This window comes from Azospirillum endophyticum (assembly GCF_016595245.1).
GTDB lineage: Bacteria > Pseudomonadota > Alphaproteobacteria > Azospirillales > Azospirillaceae > Azospirillum > Azospirillum endophyticum.
This window is the reverse complement of the sequence record NZ_JAENHM010000070.1, coordinates 38,056-53,051: the sequence shown is the minus strand read 5'-3', so window position 1 is coordinate 53,051 and position 14,996 is coordinate 38,056. Positions and strand designations below refer to the sequence as shown.

At 68.1% G+C, this 14,996-nt stretch carries 18 protein-coding genes; 4 read left to right on the top strand and 14 right to left on the bottom strand.

From position 1 onward, the window contains the following. Positions 1 to 63: 63 nt before the first annotated feature. The 6 genes from folP to JHL17_RS26080 all read right to left on the bottom strand — a co-directional run bounded on the left by folP (position 64) and on the right by JHL17_RS26080 (position 6,633). The gene (folP, locus tag JHL17_RS26105; protein WP_200197609.1) at positions 64 to 1,218 is read right to left on the bottom strand and encodes a dihydropteroate synthase; all 1,155 of its coding nucleotides are present in this window, start codon (positions 1,216 to 1,218) and stop codon (positions 64 to 66) included. Between the two features lie 201 nt (positions 1,219 to 1,419). Continuing rightward, on the bottom strand, positions 1,420 to 1,719 hold the full coding sequence (locus JHL17_RS26100; protein WP_200197608.1) for a hypothetical protein: 300 nt from the start codon (positions 1,717 to 1,719) through the stop codon (positions 1,420 to 1,422). 177 nt (positions 1,720 to 1,896) lie between these two features. Beyond that, complete coding sequence (gene flhB / locus JHL17_RS26095) at positions 1,897 to 2,979, bottom strand: flagellar biosynthesis protein FlhB (RefSeq protein WP_200197607.1); 1,083 nt, start codon at positions 2,977 to 2,979, stop codon at positions 1,897 to 1,899. Between the two features lie 17 nt (positions 2,980 to 2,996). Then, entirely contained in the window at positions 2,997 to 3,755 is a 759-nt protein-coding gene (locus JHL17_RS26090; RefSeq protein ID WP_200197606.1) for a flagellar biosynthetic protein FliR, read from the bottom strand. Between the two features lie 18 nt (positions 3,756 to 3,773). Then, positions 3,774 to 5,867: a flagellar biosynthesis protein FlhA gene (gene flhA / locus JHL17_RS26085; RefSeq protein WP_200197605.1), complete on the bottom strand. Its 2,094-nt coding sequence runs from the start codon at positions 5,865 to 5,867 to the stop codon at positions 3,774 to 3,776. 178 nt (positions 5,868 to 6,045) lie between these two features. After that, positions 6,046 to 6,633, bottom strand: a complete 588-nt coding sequence (locus JHL17_RS26080) for a TetR/AcrR family transcriptional regulator (protein ID WP_200197604.1) — start codon at positions 6,631 to 6,633, stop codon at positions 6,046 to 6,048. A 102-nt stretch (positions 6,634 to 6,735) separates the two neighbouring features. Here JHL17_RS26080 and JHL17_RS26075 point away from each other — a divergent pair, with 102 nt between their 5' ends. Then, on the top strand, positions 6,736 to 7,575 hold the full coding sequence (locus tag JHL17_RS26075) for a MipA/OmpV family protein (RefSeq protein WP_200197603.1): 840 nt from the start codon (positions 6,736 to 6,738) through the stop codon (positions 7,573 to 7,575). A gap of 36 nt (positions 7,576 to 7,611) precedes the next feature. On the opposite strand, the gene JHL17_RS26070 is transcribed toward JHL17_RS26075, so the two are convergent. The 5 genes from JHL17_RS26070 to JHL17_RS26050 form a co-directional block, all read right to left on the bottom strand. Beyond that, positions 7,612 to 8,373, bottom strand: coding sequence for a lysozyme family protein (locus tag JHL17_RS26070; RefSeq protein WP_247893832.1), 762 nt, complete (start codon positions 8,371 to 8,373; stop codon positions 7,612 to 7,614). Positions 8,374 to 8,399: 26 nt separating this feature from the next. After that, positions 8,400 to 8,666: a flagellar biosynthesis protein FliQ gene (fliQ, locus tag JHL17_RS26065; RefSeq protein ID WP_109049425.1), complete on the bottom strand. Its 267-nt coding sequence runs from the start codon at positions 8,664 to 8,666 to the stop codon at positions 8,400 to 8,402. Positions 8,667 to 8,753: 87 nt separating this feature from the next. Beyond that, positions 8,754 to 9,113 (bottom strand): flagellar hook-basal body complex protein FliE, encoded by a 360-nt coding sequence (gene fliE, locus JHL17_RS26060; protein WP_200197602.1) that lies wholly within the window; start codon positions 9,111 to 9,113, stop codon positions 8,754 to 8,756. An 11-nt stretch (positions 9,114 to 9,124) separates the two neighbouring features. Beyond that, on the bottom strand, positions 9,125 to 9,544 hold the full coding sequence (flgC, locus tag JHL17_RS26055; protein ID WP_200197601.1) for a flagellar basal body rod protein FlgC: 420 nt from the start codon (positions 9,542 to 9,544) through the stop codon (positions 9,125 to 9,127). 15 nt (positions 9,545 to 9,559) lie between these two features. Continuing rightward, a complete protein-coding gene (locus tag JHL17_RS26050) occupies positions 9,560 to 9,952 on the bottom strand; it encodes a flagellar biosynthesis protein FlgG (protein WP_200197600.1) in 393 nt (130 codons plus the stop codon). A gap of 127 nt (positions 9,953 to 10,079) precedes the next feature. On the opposite strand from JHL17_RS26050, the gene fliI reads away from it, so the two are divergent. The 3 genes from fliI (at position 10,080) to JHL17_RS26035 (ending at position 12,600) form a co-directional block, all read left to right on the top strand. Further along, on the top strand, positions 10,080 to 11,423 hold the full coding sequence (gene fliI, locus JHL17_RS26045; RefSeq protein WP_200197599.1) for a flagellar protein export ATPase FliI: 1,344 nt from the start codon (positions 10,080 to 10,082) through the stop codon (positions 11,421 to 11,423). Next, entirely contained in the window at positions 11,420 to 12,028 is a 609-nt protein-coding gene (locus JHL17_RS26040) for a hypothetical protein (RefSeq protein ID WP_200197598.1), read from the top strand. Before fliI ends, JHL17_RS26040 begins: the two co-directional genes overlap by 4 nt. A 98-nt stretch (positions 12,029 to 12,126) precedes the next feature. Further along, entirely contained in the window at positions 12,127 to 12,600 is a 474-nt protein-coding gene (locus JHL17_RS26035) for a YbaN family protein (protein WP_247893831.1), read from the top strand. Here the strand turns inward: JHL17_RS26035 and JHL17_RS26030 are convergent. The 3 genes from JHL17_RS26030 to JHL17_RS26020 form a co-directional block, all read right to left on the bottom strand. Next, positions 12,555 to 13,493 (bottom strand): GntR family transcriptional regulator, encoded by a 939-nt coding sequence (locus JHL17_RS26030; RefSeq protein ID WP_200197596.1) that lies wholly within the window; start codon positions 13,491 to 13,493, stop codon positions 12,555 to 12,557. The genes JHL17_RS26035 and JHL17_RS26030 overlap by 46 nt on opposite strands. A 107-nt stretch (positions 13,494 to 13,600) precedes the next feature. Then, the gene (locus JHL17_RS26025; protein WP_200197595.1) at positions 13,601 to 14,086 is read right to left on the bottom strand and encodes an RpiB/LacA/LacB family sugar-phosphate isomerase; all 486 of its coding nucleotides are present in this window, start codon (positions 14,084 to 14,086) and stop codon (positions 13,601 to 13,603) included. A 54-nt stretch (positions 14,087 to 14,140) separates the two neighbouring features. Beyond that, positions 14,141 to 14,965 carry a sugar phosphate isomerase/epimerase family protein gene (locus JHL17_RS26020; RefSeq protein ID WP_200197594.1) on the bottom strand — a complete coding sequence of 275 codons (825 nt, stop codon included), beginning with the start codon at positions 14,963 to 14,965 and terminating at the stop codon, positions 14,141 to 14,143. Positions 14,966 to 14,996: the final 31 nt, after the last annotated feature.

Here is a 14,996-nt window from a genome sequence, read left to right as displayed (position 1 = left end):
GCCCGCCAGCCGGGCCGGGTCAAGCCCCGATCGGCGGCTGCGTGAAAGGGTTACAGGGGTGGGTTACCGGGGATGCAGCCCCTCCCACAGGGCGCGGGCCTGCGCCGTCTCGGCGACGTCGTGGACGCGCAGGATCTGAGCGCCCTGGTTCAGCGTCTCCAGCCCGGCGGCGAGCGAGCCGGCCAGCCGCTCCTTCGGCGGCTCCCCGCACGACAGCCGGCCGATGAAGCCCTTGCGCGACAGGCCGATCAGCACGGTGCAGCCCAGCGCGTGATAGAGCGCGGTATGGCGGAGGATCTCCAGGTTGTGCTCCACCGTCTTGCCGAAGCCGATGCCGGGATCGACGGCGATGCGCTCCGGGGGCACGCTGGCGGCGACGCAGCGGGCGACCCGCTCCTCCAGCCAGTCGAACACGTCGAGCGCGGCGTCACGGTAGGTCGGGTTGGCTTGCATGGTGCCGGGGTCGCCCTGCATGTGCATCACCACCACCGGGGTGGCGGTGCGCGCGACCACCGGCAGCGCCTGCGGATCGGACAGGCCGGCGATATCGTTGACGATGCGGGCGCCGGCCGCAGCGGCGGACTCCATGACGAGGGCGTGGCGGGTGTCGACCGAGACGGCAGCCCCCTTTGCGGCGAAATGGCGGATGACCGGCAGCACGCGCCGCTCCTCCTCCTGCGGCGGGACTGGAGCGGCGCCGGGGCGGGTGGACTCGCCGCCGATGTCGAGGATGTCGGCACCGGCGGCCAGCATCGCCTCGCCATGGGCGATGGCGGCGGCGGGATCGAGGAAATCGCCGCCGTCGGAGAAGCTGTCCGGCGTGACGTTGACGATGCCCATGATCAGCGGCCGGTCGAGGGACAGCCCGGCGAAGGGCGCCCGTGCCCGCGTCAGGGCGCCGAGCTGGCGGTCCAGCGCCTCCGCCACCGGGCGGGCGCGTTCCCAGCCCCAGGCCAGGATCTCGGACAGCGGCGCGAAGGCGCGGTCGATGCGCGAACCGGTATCGCGGACGATCAGTTCGGCGGCGGAGAAGGCGAAGCGCCCGCCGGCCAGCGGCACCGCCGCCCCCTTGGCCCAGGCGGCGATCGGCATCAATCCGACCGGCCGCAGGTAGACCCGCACCCCATCCTCTCCCGCCCAGGGACAGAAGCCGGCCAGCGACCCGGCAGCGGATTTGGGCGCGGCTTTGGCGGCGGGCTTGGCGGAGAGCGGCGGCATCGGGGGTTCCCCATCACGTCACGAACTGGCGGCTCCGTTCCTGGCACGCGCCCGGCGGGATGGCAAGGGGGGCCGCCCTGGACAACGAGGCCGGCGGGGGATTTTCCGACGATGTGCAAAACACTGGAACGGAACGGGCCGTCCCATGGACAGCCCGGACAACCGTTAGGCGGTAGGCGACAGGCAGACGGCGTGAGCCGATTACATGCAGGTGGCCTGCGCGGTCATCACGATCTCGATGCCCTTGCTGTGCTTCTGGGTGGCCGCGGCGGCCTCTTCGGCCTTGCCGGACGCCATGGCGGCGTTCATCGCCTTCATCGCCTCGATGGCGGTGGTGCGGTCGGCCCCCGTCAGCTTGCCGGACGCGCACTTGCACGACGCGACGGTCGGCTCGGACTTGTCGGTGGCCGTGCACAGCGCCTCGAAGTCATCGGCGAAGGCAACGGCGGGAACGGCCATCATGGCGACGGCGGCGACAGCAGCGATATTCAGAATGCGCATGACCACTCTCTCAATTGGATTTGTGCCAATTGCAAGACAACGCCTGATATCCTTGCTTAAGCAAGGCAATAGCATCGCGTTTCCACGCCTTGCCTGAGAATTAATTCAGTTGCGTTTCCGCGGCTATCTGATGTGCGCATCGCCTGGTCGCTGCATTGGAGAAGGCCCGCTCCTCGCTCACCCCCGCCGCGCCAGACCGCCCTTCAGCTTCAGCACATAGGTGATGACCTCCGCCACCGCCTGGTAATGCTGGAGCGGAATCACCGCATCCACCTCCGCCGAGGCGTGGAGGGCGCGGGCGAGCGGCGGGTTCTCGACGATGGGGATGCCGTGCTCCTGGGCCAGGGCGCGGATGCGCAGCGCGATCAGGTCGGCGCCCTTGGCGAGGCAGATCGGCGCGGCGGTGCGGCCGCGCTCGTATTCCAGGGCGACGGCGAAATGGGTGGGGTTGGTGATCACCACCGTGGCGCGCGGGACGTTCGCCATCATCCGCTTCTTGGAGCGCTGGCGGCGGATGTCGCGCAGGCGGGCCTTGGCGTTGGGATCGCCCTCGATCTGCTTGAACTCGTCCTTGATCTCCTGGTGGCTCATGCGCAGCCGGCGGCGCCATTCCAGGCGGTTCCACAGCACGTCCACCACCGCCATCAGCACGGTCGCCAGCAGGACCGCCAGCAGCAGCCGCAAGGTCACGTCCCGCAGCAGCACGGGCAATCCGGCGACGTCCATGCCCACAGTATCCTCCGTCCATGCGATGTAGGGCGCCAGCGCGTGCCAGACGGCGGCGCTGATGATGGCGAGCTTGACCAGGCTCTTGGCGAACTCGACCAGCGCCGGACGGCCGGCCATCCGCTTCCAGCCGGACGCTGGCGACAGATGCGACCATTTCGGCCGGATGCGGTCGGACGCCACGACGAACCGCCCCTGCCCCAGCGCCGACACCACCACCCCGGCCAGCAGGATGCCCAGCACCGGCAGCAGGGCCACCGCGACGCCGCCGATCAGCCAATGCAGGCTGTGGATGACGTCGATGGCGCTGCCGTCGATGCGGATGTCGTCGGGGTTCTCGATCAGCGGCAGCAGCAGGGCCGACAGGGTCGACGCGACGCCGGGCGCCGCCATCAGCACGATCATCCAGGCGGCGACCATGGCGGACAGCAGGCCGACGTCGCGGGCGCGGGGGACGTCGCCCTTCTCCGCCGCCTCGCGCAGGCGCTTCTCTGTCGGTTCCTCGGTCTTCTGCTCGTCGTCCTGCTCCGCCATGCCCCAATCTCCGCAACTCAGGACCCCGACAGCCAGCCGCCGAGCGCGGCGACGAAGGCGGTCAGCATGGCGCCGGCGGTCGCCAGGAACAGGCCCATGCCGACCATCAGCACGCCCGGCGTGGCGACGAAATAGACCGGCATCGCCGGCATCACCCGGTTGACCAGCCCCAGCGCCAGATTCATCACCAGCCCATAGAGGATGAAGGGCGCCGCCAGCCCGACGCCCAGGCGGAAGGTGGTCGCCAGCAGCTCGGCGAAGCGCTGGGCGACCATGCCGAGATCGGGGAATACTCCCGCCGGCCAGGAGCCGTAGGAGCGGGCCAGCGCGCCGATCATCAGGTAGTGGACATCCGACGCGAACAGCAGCGCCAGCCCGCCGATCAGCAGCACGCCGGACAGCACCGACCCGCCCTCGAAGCCCGCCGCCTCCATCGAGAAGGGATTGCTGAGGCCCACCACCTGCGCCACCAGGGCGCCGGTGGTCTGCAGGGCGGCCATGAACAGCCGGGCGCCGAGGCCGAGATAGGCGCCGACCAGCGTCTCCCCGGCCAGGGCGCGCAGCATCTCCACCGGCTGCTCCGGCATATGGTCGGGCAGGCCGTCCAGCCCCGGCAGCAGAACCAGCGTGACGACGATCGCCAGCGCCGCCCGGATCCGCATCGGCACCGCCGCCTCGCCGAAGCCCGGCAGCAGGCCGATGGCCGCCGCCACCCGCGCCAGCACGATCAGGCCGCGGTAGATTTCCAGGGTCAGGAACTGGCTCAAACCATCCATGGGGCCATCCATCGGCGGCTACACCTGATCAACGGTCTTGAGCGCCGCCTTGCGGTGCAGCTCGGCATGGCTCAGCACCGGGGTCATCGGGCTGACCCGCTCCAGCAGGGAACGGACGAAGGGCCGCACCTCCGCCCCGACCAGCAGGGCGGGCCACACTTGCGAGGTGGCATGCTTCTGGATCTTGAGGCGCACGGCGGTCAGGAACTCCTGCACCTGGCTCGGCGGCATGACGAAGCGGCGGTCGTCGCCCTCCACCACGATGTTGTCGAGCAGCGCCTGTTCCCAGCGCGGGCTGAGCGCGATCACCGAGACGAAGCCGTCCGGCCCGGCCAGACCCTGGTGGATCTGCTGGCCCAGCCGCATCCGCACATGCTCGGTGATCAGGGTGATGTGGCGGGTCCAGCCGACGGCTTCCGCCACCGCCTCGACGATGGCGGGCAGGTTGCGGATCGACACCCGCTCCGACAGAAGCTGTTGCAGCACGCGCTGGAGCACGACCAGCGAGATCTGGCTCGGCACCATGTCGTTGATCAGCTTCTGGTACTCGCGGCCCAGCCCGTCGATCAGCTTCTGCAAGGCGGCGAAGGTCAGCAGGGTGGAGAGGTTGTCCTTGATGACCTCGGTCAGATGGGTGGTGATGACGCTTTCCGGATCGACCACGGTATAGCCCTTCGCCACCGCCTCCTCATGGCGGGCCGGGTCGATCCATTTGGCCTGGAGGCCGAAGGTCGGCTCCCTCGTCGCGTCGCCGGCGATGTCGGGCACGGCGCCGCCGGTCGGGTCGATGGCCAGCAGATGCTTGGGCCGCACCTCGCCCTTCGCCGCCTCCACCCCCATGATGCTGATGACGTAGCTCTTGGGCGGCAGAAAGCTGGAATCCTTGATGCGCACCGAGGGCAGGACGAAGCCGAACTCGGTGGCGAAGCGCTTGCGCAGGGTCTTCACCTTGGTGGTCAGCGGGCCGTTCTTGTTGAGGATCAGCGGGACGAGGTGGTTGCCGACCTCCACCTTCACCTCGTCGACCTTCAGCATGTCCTCCACCGCCTCCTCCGGCGCGGCGGCGGGCGCTTTGCGGCTCTCCTCCAGCTTGGCCAGCGCGGCGGCGCGGGCCTTGCGGCGCGGCGCGTACCAGCCGAGACCGGCGAAGGCGGCGCCGATGGCGAGGAAGGGCGCCATCGGCAGGCCGGGGGTGATCGCCAGCGACACCAGCAGACCCGACGCCACGAGCAGGGCCTTCGGGTAGGCGCCGAGCTGGTCGATCACCGCCTTCTCGGCCGAGCCGACGTTGCCGCCCTTGGTCACCAAGAGGCCGGCGGCCAGCGACACCACCAGCGCCGGGATCTGCGTCGCCAGCCCGTCGCCGACCGTCAGCGTGGTGTAGATCGACGCGGCGTGCTCGAAGCTCATCCCTTTCTGGGCGATGCCGATCGCCATGCCGCCGAGAACGTTGATGACGGTGATGACCAGCCCGGCCACCGCGTCGCCGCGCACGAATTTCGAGGCGCCGTCCATCGCGCCGTAGAAGGTGCTCTCGTCCTCCAGCTCCTTGCGGCGGCGCCGCGCCTCGACCTCGTCGATCATGCCGGCGGACAGGTCGGCGTCGATGGCCATCTGCTTGCCGGGGATGGCGTCCAGCGTGAAGCGGGCGCCGACCTCGGCGATGCGGGTGGCGCCCTTGGTGATGACGACGAAGTTGATCACCACCAGGATGGAGAAGATCACCACGCCGATGACGAAGTTGCCGCCCATCACGAACTGGCTGAAGCCCTGGATGACATGGCCGGCGGCGGCGTGGCCGTTGTGCCCCTCGCTGAGGATCAGGCGGGTCGAGGCGATGTTCAGCGCCAGCCGCAGCATCGTCACCACCAGCAGCACGGTGGGGAAGGAGGAGAAGTCCAGCGGCCGCGGGATCCACAGCGACACCATCAGCACCAGCACGGCGACCGAGAAGGACAGCGCCAGCCCGAGATCGAGGAACCAGGACGGCACCGGCAGGAACAGCACCGCCAGCACCAGCAGGATGCCGACCGCGAACAGCACGTCGCGGTTCGCCAGCCCGATGTCGCCGATCAGGCCGAACCGGCTGCGGACGTGATCCGTGAGGGTCATGGGGGTCCCGGAAGGGTTCGAGGGATGGGCCGTTTCGCCAACGATAGGGGGGTGCGGTAAAACCGGGATTTAAATGCCTCCGCCCCAAACCCATCGGGGAAACCCCTGCCCGTTCATTGCCCGCCCTGGCAGAGGGTGTTCCGGCGGTTCCGCAAGAGCCTCCCTCGCCCTTGGGTTCTCAAACGGATTCCCGGTCGATCCTGACAAGAGGCAGAAAGATGGAATCGACCCATGCCGTCCGCAAAGTCGATGACGGAGGCGAAAACGTCATTATGACGTGGTGGCGAAAGAGATCGCAGAGAAGCGTGACGATGGGAGGGAACAGCTTTTCCGGATCGACTTCGCCCCGGCTCACGGCTCTGTCCAGGATCGGCATGAGAGCGGCGGGATTTCCCTCCATCAAGGAAGCGTGCAGATCGCGTGGCGTGGTCAGGCCGCCTTGAAAATATTCGCTCGAGAAAAGCGTGAACACGGCGGCGATCCCCTTGGCACGGCTGGACAGCCGGTCCATGAACTCCAACAGCTCGACGCGAAGATCGCCATGATCCTCGACATCCAGCGGATACCGCGCCATCTGCTGCCGGATCGCCGCAATCGCGAGCTTGGCCTTTCCATCCCATCGCCGGGCGAGCACAGGCCGGCTCGTGCCCGCCCGCGCCGCAACGCCTTCCATCGTCAGCCCGGCATAGCCATGCTCCTCCAACTCCTCCCACGCGGCCTCCAGCAGTGCCTCCTCCAGGTCCGCACCGCGACGACGCTCCTTCATAAATCGGGTCCCCTCTTAATAAGATGCACGTTTGCATCTTGACGACCGAAAATTGCCGATGCGATAAGATGCGCTATTGCATCTTATTGGCGGGATGACGAAGTGACAAGACCTTCTGCGTCGAAGCGGCCGATCGCCGCCGGTGTCTGGCTCGTTCTGGTTTCACAGCTTTTCAGCATGACTGCGCCGGCGACGGCGGGCACCGGTGTCGCCGACAGCGCACCCGATGACGCGACCCTCGGTGCAACCGCGCCCGAACGCAGGGACACGGACCATTGGACGCTGGGTGCCGGCGCAGCGGTGGCCCCACGATTCCAAGGGGCCGACAAGTACGAACTTCAGCCTGTGCCCCTCATCGACGTGAAGTACGGACGCTTCTTCGCCAAGGTCGGTGAGGGAATCGGCGTTACCGTCATCGAAACCCCCGCATTCACCGCAGGGGTGAGCGTCAACTGGATGAAAGGCTACGATGAAGACGATGTCCCGACCGGCGTCCACGGGGTGGACAGCGCGCTGGGAGCCCGCCTTTTCGCATCCGCCCGTTTCCAAGGAGTGGTCGCCACGCTTGCGGCGACCCAAGCCGTTACGGAGAGGGACCGCGGACTGGTCGTCAATGCCGGCCTGGCTTACCCGATTACCGTGACCGAACGGTTCAGGGTCACGCCGGCGCTGGGCGTCTCCTGGGCGAACGGCAAATACATGGACAGCTATTTCGGCATCGATTCGTCCGAATCCGCCGCCTCCGGCCTCAACCGCTATGAGCCGTCCAGCGGCATCAAGGACGTCTCCCTGCGCATCAACGCCAGCTACCGCCTGACGGACAGTATAAGCGCGGTCGGATCCGTCGGGTTCACCCATCTGCTCGGAGAGGCCGGGAAGAGTCCTCTTGTAAAGAAGCGGACACAGCCTCTCGGGCTCGTGGGACTGACCTACACCTTCTAATTCCACTGCATCGCAGGTTGCGTGGCGGAGCCGGCCTCAGTTCTGCCCGGCCGGCAGAAGCGGCCGGGCCGGGCCGTCGGCGAACAGGCCGGACAGGAAGCTCAGCCGGCCGCGCTCGGCCGCGGTCCAGACCGGCGCCGCGCCGCCGGGGCCGGCGGCCAGGGTCTCCAGATAGCCGAGAGCGCCGGCGACCCAGCGCAGATTGCCGGTCACCCGCTGGCGGTAGGCCTCGCCACGCTCGGACTGGGCGGAGTGGTAGCGGGCGATGGCGGTTTCCAGCGAGCCGTGATCGCGCCGCAAGGCCGACAAGAAGGAGGCGGCGTAGCGGGCGTTGGCGACCGGATCGAAGGCGGTGACGAGGTCGGGGAAAGCTTCGGGGTGCCAGCGCAAATTCACCTGAAGGCAGCCGACGTCGATGGACTGCACGCCGCGCGCCTGGGTCTCGCGCACGAAGGCGATGGCCGCGTCGCGCGTCGGGAAATAATGGGAGCGCCCCTCGGTGTTGACGGTCCAGGGCCAGGCGGTGAACAGCCGGTCTTCCGTCCGCCGGCCGGATTCGGTGAAGCCCATCGCCAGCAGCAGATGGTCGCCGATGCCGGCCGCCTTCTCCGCATCGAGGATGGCGGCGATGCATTGCGCTTCCGGCGGCAGGGCCTTGGCAGAGGGTTGAGCGGGTTGTTTGGGCGGCGCATAGAGCGCGGTGCTCCACACGCCGATCTGCGAAAGGTTGGCCGGCGGCGCCGCCGCACCGCCGGCCGGACTTACGAGCAGCCCGAGAAGGGGGAGGACCGCTCGCAACGGGGGGCGCCGCATCGCCGGGACCGTCAATCGATGGCGACGATCAGGTCGCTCAGCCGGTCGGCGTAGGTGGCGAGCGCGCCGTACATGAAGGGCAGCGCCAGCACCGTCACCACCAGGATCGCGACGATCTTCGGCACGAAGGTCAGCGTCATCTCCTGCACCTGGGTCAGCGCCTGCACCAGCGAGATCGACACACCGACCACCACCGCGACGATCAGCGGCGGCGCGGCGACCAGCAGGGTCGTCCAGATGCCGCTGCGCAGCACCTCCAGCACGTCGGCCTGGTTCATGGGGTGGTCCTTGGGTTGCTTTACCGGATTCCCCCTCTCCCCCCGGGGGGAGAGGGGATTCTCCCAGGTGAGCCAGCGCGCCACGCCTCAGACCGCGATGCGCATGATCTCCTGATAGGCCTGGACCATCTTGTCGCGGATGGCGACGACGCTCTGCACCGTCATCTCGGCGGCCAGCACCGAGCGGACGACGTCCTGCGCGCTGGCCTTGCCCGACACGGCGGCCAGCGACACCCGCTCGCTCTCCTTCAGCGTGTCGACCGCCTGGGAGATCGACTTGTCGAGGAAACCGCCGAAGTCGCTTTCGGCGCTGGCGGCCACCGCGTCGGTCTGGCCGGCGGCGGACAGGGGCGAGGTGGCGGCCTGGGTCTCGGCAAGACCGCTGACGGCGGGGCTGCGGTTGGCGGCGTAGGCGGCGGCAACGCGGCCGACGGACATCTCGATCATGGAACGGCTCCTCAGCTGCGCAGCAGGTCGACGACGCGGGTCATCATCGCGCGCGATTGCTCGATGACGTTCATGCTGGCCTCGAAGGCGCGGCCGGCCTCGCGCATGTCCATCATCTCGACCAGCGGCTGGACGTTCGGCTTCTTGACGTAGCCCTTGTCGTCGGCCGCCGGGTGCGAGGGATCGTAGGCGAGCTGGAAGTCGCTGCGGTCGCGGCCGATCTGCTTGACCTGCACCAGTTCGGCGCCGACGCCGCGGTCCATCACGCTGTCGAAGGACACCGTCTTGCGGCGGTAGGGGTCGCCGCCCTTGGCGGTGGCGGTGCTGTCGGCGTTCGCGAGGTTCTCCGCCACCACGCGCAGGCGGGTCGACTGCGCCTGGAGGCCGGCGCCGGCGATCTTCAGCGTGGCGCCGAGGGTGTCGTTCATCATGGCCGGTCTCCGTCCTTAACCGTTGCGCCAGGCCATGCGCAGCATCTGCACATTGCGCTGGAACAGGCTGGTGGTCAGCGCGAAGGCGTCGCGGGTCTCGCTGCCCTTGATCATCTCCTGCTCCAGCGACACCGCGTTGCCGCTGGGCGTCGATTCCCACAGGGCGGCCTTGCCCTCCTCGCGGAAGCCGGCGGTGGAGCGGGCGCTCGCCAGATGCAGGCCGGAGGTGCGGGCGGTCTCCACCGGGCGGATACCGTCCATCACGCTGTCGAAAGGTTTCAGGTCGCGCGCCAGATAGTCGGGCGTGTTGGCGTTCACCACATTCTCGGCGACCAGCTTCTGCCGCTGCGCCAGATAGTCGAGGCGGGTGCCGGCAAGCTGAAAGAAACCGATTTTACCTAAATCCATTGCGACCTCGGTCCATCACATCTCGCCGGAACACTGGAGCGGACGATGATCCCGCCGGTTTAAAGCCGGATTTAAATTCTCTGCTCTAGGCTGATCCGCATCGAAGGTCATGATGGAGACAGCGCCGATGCCGGCACTCGCCACCCTGGCGGCGGAACTCGACCGGCTGCCGACCCGCCAGTGGCGCGGGGAAATCCGCTCGGCCGCCGGCATGACGCTGGAGGTCGACGGGCTGCAGCGCGTGCTGTCGGTCGGCGACAAATGCCATGCCGAAACCCTGCGCGGCGGGCGCGTGCTGTGCGAGACTGTCGGGTTCCGCAACGGCCGCTCGCTGCTGATGGCCTTCGACAATCTGGATGGCGTGGCGGAGGGCTGCGCTGCCATCACCGACGACACCGCCTTCACGCTGCGGCCCGGTCCCGGCTGGCTCGGCCGGGTGGTGAACGCACTGGGCGAGCCGATCGACGGCAAGGGACCGCTGGCGAACGGCGAGCATCCGCGGGCCTTGCGCCAGCCGCCGCCGGCCGCCTGCGCGCGCCGGCGGGTGGGGGCGCGGATCGACAGCGGCATCCGGGTGATCGACAGCTTCGTGCCGCTTTGCCGTGGCCAGCGGCTGGGCGTCTTCGCCGGCTCGGGCGTCGGCAAATCGACCCTGCTGGCGATGGTCGCCCGCCATGCCGAAGCCGACGCCATCGTCATCGGCCTGATCGGCGAGCGCGGGCGCGAGGTGCGCGAATTCATCCAGGACGATCTGGGAGCGGAGGGGCTGGCGCGCTCCGTCGTCATCGTCGCCACGTCGGACGAGCCGCCGCTGATGCGCCGGCAGGCGGCGCTGCTGACCATGACGGTGGCGGAGGAGATGCGCGATCAGGGGAAACACGTCCTCTGCCTGATGGACAGCGTCACCCGCTTCGCCATGGCCCAGCGCGAGATCGGGCTGGCCGCCGGCGAGCCGCCGACCGCCAAGAGCTACCCGCCCAGCGTCTTCGCCGAGCTGCCCCGCCTGCTCGAACGCGCCGGGCCAGGTCCCGAAGGCGGTGGAGAGGGCGACATCACCGCCATCTTCACCGTGCTGGTCGACGGCGACGACCATGACGAACCGATCGCCGACGCGGTGCGCGGTATCCTCGACGGGCATCTGGTGCTCGACCGCAGGATCGCCGAGCAGGGACGCTATCCCGCCGTCAACCTGCTGCGCAGCGTGTCGCGCAGCCTGCCCGGCTGCCACGACGCGCGGGAGAACCGCATCGTCGGCCGCGCCCGCGCGCTGGCCGCCAGCTATGACGGCATGAAGGAGATGATCCGGCTCGGCGCCTACAAGCGCGGGACAGATCCGGAAACCGATGCCGCCATCGACCTGCACCCGCGGCTGGAAGAGTTCCTGCGCCAGGGCAAGGACGATCCCTCGCCCTCCGCCGACAGCTTCGCGCGGCTGGACTCGCTGCTCGCCGCCCTCGGAGACCAAGCATGAGCGTCAATACGAGAAGCGTTGATACGAGACTGGCCGCCCAGGCCGTCAGCCCGCCGACCGCCCAGCGCAAACCGCCCGCGGAACCGGAGGAGACGCTGGCCGACAGGATGAGCGTCGGCTTCGAGGATTTGCTCGACGTGGTCAACCCGCTCCAGCAATTGCCGGTGGTGTCGTCGGTCTACCGCGAGGTGGCAGGGGAGGATATCTCGATCCCGGCGCGGCTGGCCGGCGGTTTCCTGTTCGGCGGCCTGCCCGGCCTGATCGGCAGCGCCGCCATGGTGGCCTTCGAGGAGGTCACCGGCGACAGCGTGTTGGGCCATATCGGCAGCCTGCTGGAGGATGAAACGGAGACGGCGGTACAGGGTGCGCCGGCGGGCGCCCTGCCCTGGATGAACGGCGGCGGAGACGGCAGTGATCCGTCCCTGCCCTCCCCCCAATCGCTGGCGGAAGCGCTGCGCCGCAAATCCGCCGCCACGGAGGCGGCGGCGGCGACAGCCTCGGTGCCGACGGGCGAACGGCCGGCACCGCAACTGCTGGCGAAACTCTACAGCCTGGAAGCGACGGCAAAGGCCGGCGCGCCGGGGGTGGTGCGCAAGGACTCGTGACCAACCCCGACTTGCGCGGCACCGCCGGGCGCGGTTCAATGATCCGGAACCGGGATGCAGGATGAGCGGGCGGTCGGGCGATGGACGGAAGCGACGGCATGGGAAAGGGACGGCGGCGGCTCTGGCTGCTGGTCGGCCACGGCGCGGTGGGGCTGGCGACCGCCGGAGCCTTCCTGCCCATCCTGCCCACCGTTCCCTTCCTGCTGGTCGCCGGCTGGGCCTATGCCCGCGGCAATCCCGAACTGCGCGAGCGGATGCGCAACGACCCGCGCTTCGGCCGGGCGGTGCGCGAGTGGCAGGACCGCGGCGCCATCCCGGTCAAGGCCAAGGTGATGGCGGTCGGCGGGATGTCGTCCAGCTTCGCCGTGCTGGCCCTGGCTTCGCCCGGATACCCGGTGCTCGCCGGCACCGGCCTGGTCATGGCTGGGGCCGCGGTTTACGTGATTTCCCGGCCGGCCCCATTCGTCGACGCCCGCTCCGCCGATATGCGGGCGGCCGAAGAGGCGGGAGCTGCGGATGCCGGCGATCAGCCCGCCGCGCCGGATGGCTCCAAACGCAGCTCGGCCCGCTGAACGTCGTTCTCCTTCAAGGACTGGATCAGGCTGCTGCGCGATGCGGCGAGGTGGGCCGCGAGCCGCTCCTTCGCAAGGATCATGTTGTTCATGCGCAAGGCTTCCAGAATGCCGATATGGTCGCCCAGGGATGCCATGACCCGAAGCTTCTGATCGTCGGAGTTCCACTTGTAGTGGTAGTGGAACGTGAAGGCGATGACGTCGACGAACTTGCTGGCGAAGCGGTTCCGCATGTGGGTGATCAGGAAGGAGTGGAACTCCCGGTCCAGCGCCGGAAAGTCGAGGTACTTGCTGTCGATGGAGGTCTGAAGGTCGTAATGGCGATCGAGAAAGCCGTCGATCCGGTCGACCCATCGTGGTTCGCCGGCCGGGAAGATCTGCTGGATCGCGGACAGCTCGATGAGGGCGCGCATGTCGGCGACCTCGTTGGCGAACTGGACGTCCAGCCCGAGCAGGCGCCAGCCGCTGCGCGACCGCTTCTCGATCAGCTGGTAGCGCGAAAAGCTGATCAGGAATTCGCGGACGGACGCGGTGCTGACCCCGCAGGCCCGAGCAAGATCGCTTTCGGAGAATTCATGGCCCGGCGCCCAGCCGCCGCGGAGCATCCGCTCCATCAGCATCTGCTCGATCCGCTCCTGGGTGGTGACGGTCTGGGCGTCGGCGAAATGGTCCTGCTCCCCGGGCCGGCGGGCCAACGTCACTTGGTTGCCGGTGCGGGCGACGATCGCCCGTTCCTCCAACTGGTGGAGCGCGCCGCGAACGGTGGTGCGGCTGACACCGAGCGTCCGGGACAGCTCGCTTTCCGACGGAAGCGCCGTGTTCGGGGCGGCCTCCGCGATCAGGTCCAGCAGCGCGTTGGTGGTGCGCTTCAGAAGGGTGTTGGACTTTGCCATGCGAAGGCCCCGACAACGAAGTGCGTGCGTAAATCCCGACCCAGGACATTAACCGCTATCACCGGCCGGCGCCATTCCCCAACGGAAGACGGCGCCTGTCGTCGATGCTATTTCAAGTTGCGCCCCTCGATCTCCTGCAAGGCCTGGAAGCCGCGCATGTTCCTTTCCCGCCGCTCGCCGTCGAAGCCGTCGCACCAGCCGTTCCTCAGCCAGGCCCCGGCCATCTCGCAAGCCATCTCATGGCCGACGATCCGCTCGCCCATCGCCAGGACGTTGGCGTTGTTGATCAGCGAACTCCGCTGCGCCGTGTAGAGGCTTTCGCACGGCACGCAGTAGATGCCCTTGAACTTGTTCGCCACTAGGCTGACGCCGGCACCGGTGCCGCAGATGACGATGCCGCGTCGGCACGGCCCGCTCTGGACCGCCCCGGCAAGCGAGGAAGCGGCGTCGACGTAGGAGACGGGACCGTCCTCGGACGTCTGGCCGACGTCGACGACCTCGTAGCCGGTCGCCTGCAGATATGCCTTTACGGCTTCCTTCAGCCTGAACCCGGACGAATCCGACGCCAGGGCAACCTTGACCGCGACACCCATGCTCATTCCTCTGACGATGCGGCGGCTTCAGACTCGCGGGGCGAGGAAGACGTCTCAGGGTTGACGGACCGCGCCGGTGACCATCCGAAGGGTATCCAGCGCACCTTGGGCGGCTTCTTCGGGCGTGGGCCGCGCAAGGCATTCCACCGACAAAGCACCAGTATAGCCGATCGCCTTCAAGGTCTGAACGGTTTCCAGGAAATCGTAATGCCCACGCCCCGGCCACATCCGATTGCTGTCGGCGATATGGACATGGCCGATGCGGGCTCCGCCAGCTTCGATGCTTTTGCGTATATCGCCTTCCTCGATGTTCATGTGGAATGTGTCGATATGGATCTTGAGCCGGTCCGAGTTGAAGCGCTTCACGAACTCCAGACACTCGTCGATGGTGTTGAGCGTGTCGCACTCGTAGCGGTTCATCGCCTCCAGGACCAGGGTCACCCCGAGCTCCCCGGCCAGCGGCAGGCAGTTCTCCAATGCCGATGCCAGATGACGATCATAGGCCGCGGCATCGCCGCACTCGCGGATCTGTCCCTTGATGAGGCCGATGATGACGACGCTGTCGAACGCGTGGGCAAGCCGGATGAAGCGCAGCATCCGTCCGACCGCCGCACCGCGGACACCGGCGTCCGGACTGGTTAATGAAAGGCCGTCGTGGATGTAGGCCGGTCCAGTCCCGATGGAGGCGACGGCCATGCCGGTGGCCTTCGCCACATGACGGATCCTGGAGATGTCCAGCGTATCGGGATCGGCCAGGTGGTACTCCACCGCGTCGAAACCGATGCCGGCCGCCTGACGCATGGTGTCCGCAAAGGGGCCGCGCAGAACGATGGGTGCGTGGGCGGCTGCGGTTTCGGCGGCCGTGATGGCGAGTTTCATTCCCTGACCCTCTCGTCGATAATGGTTTTTT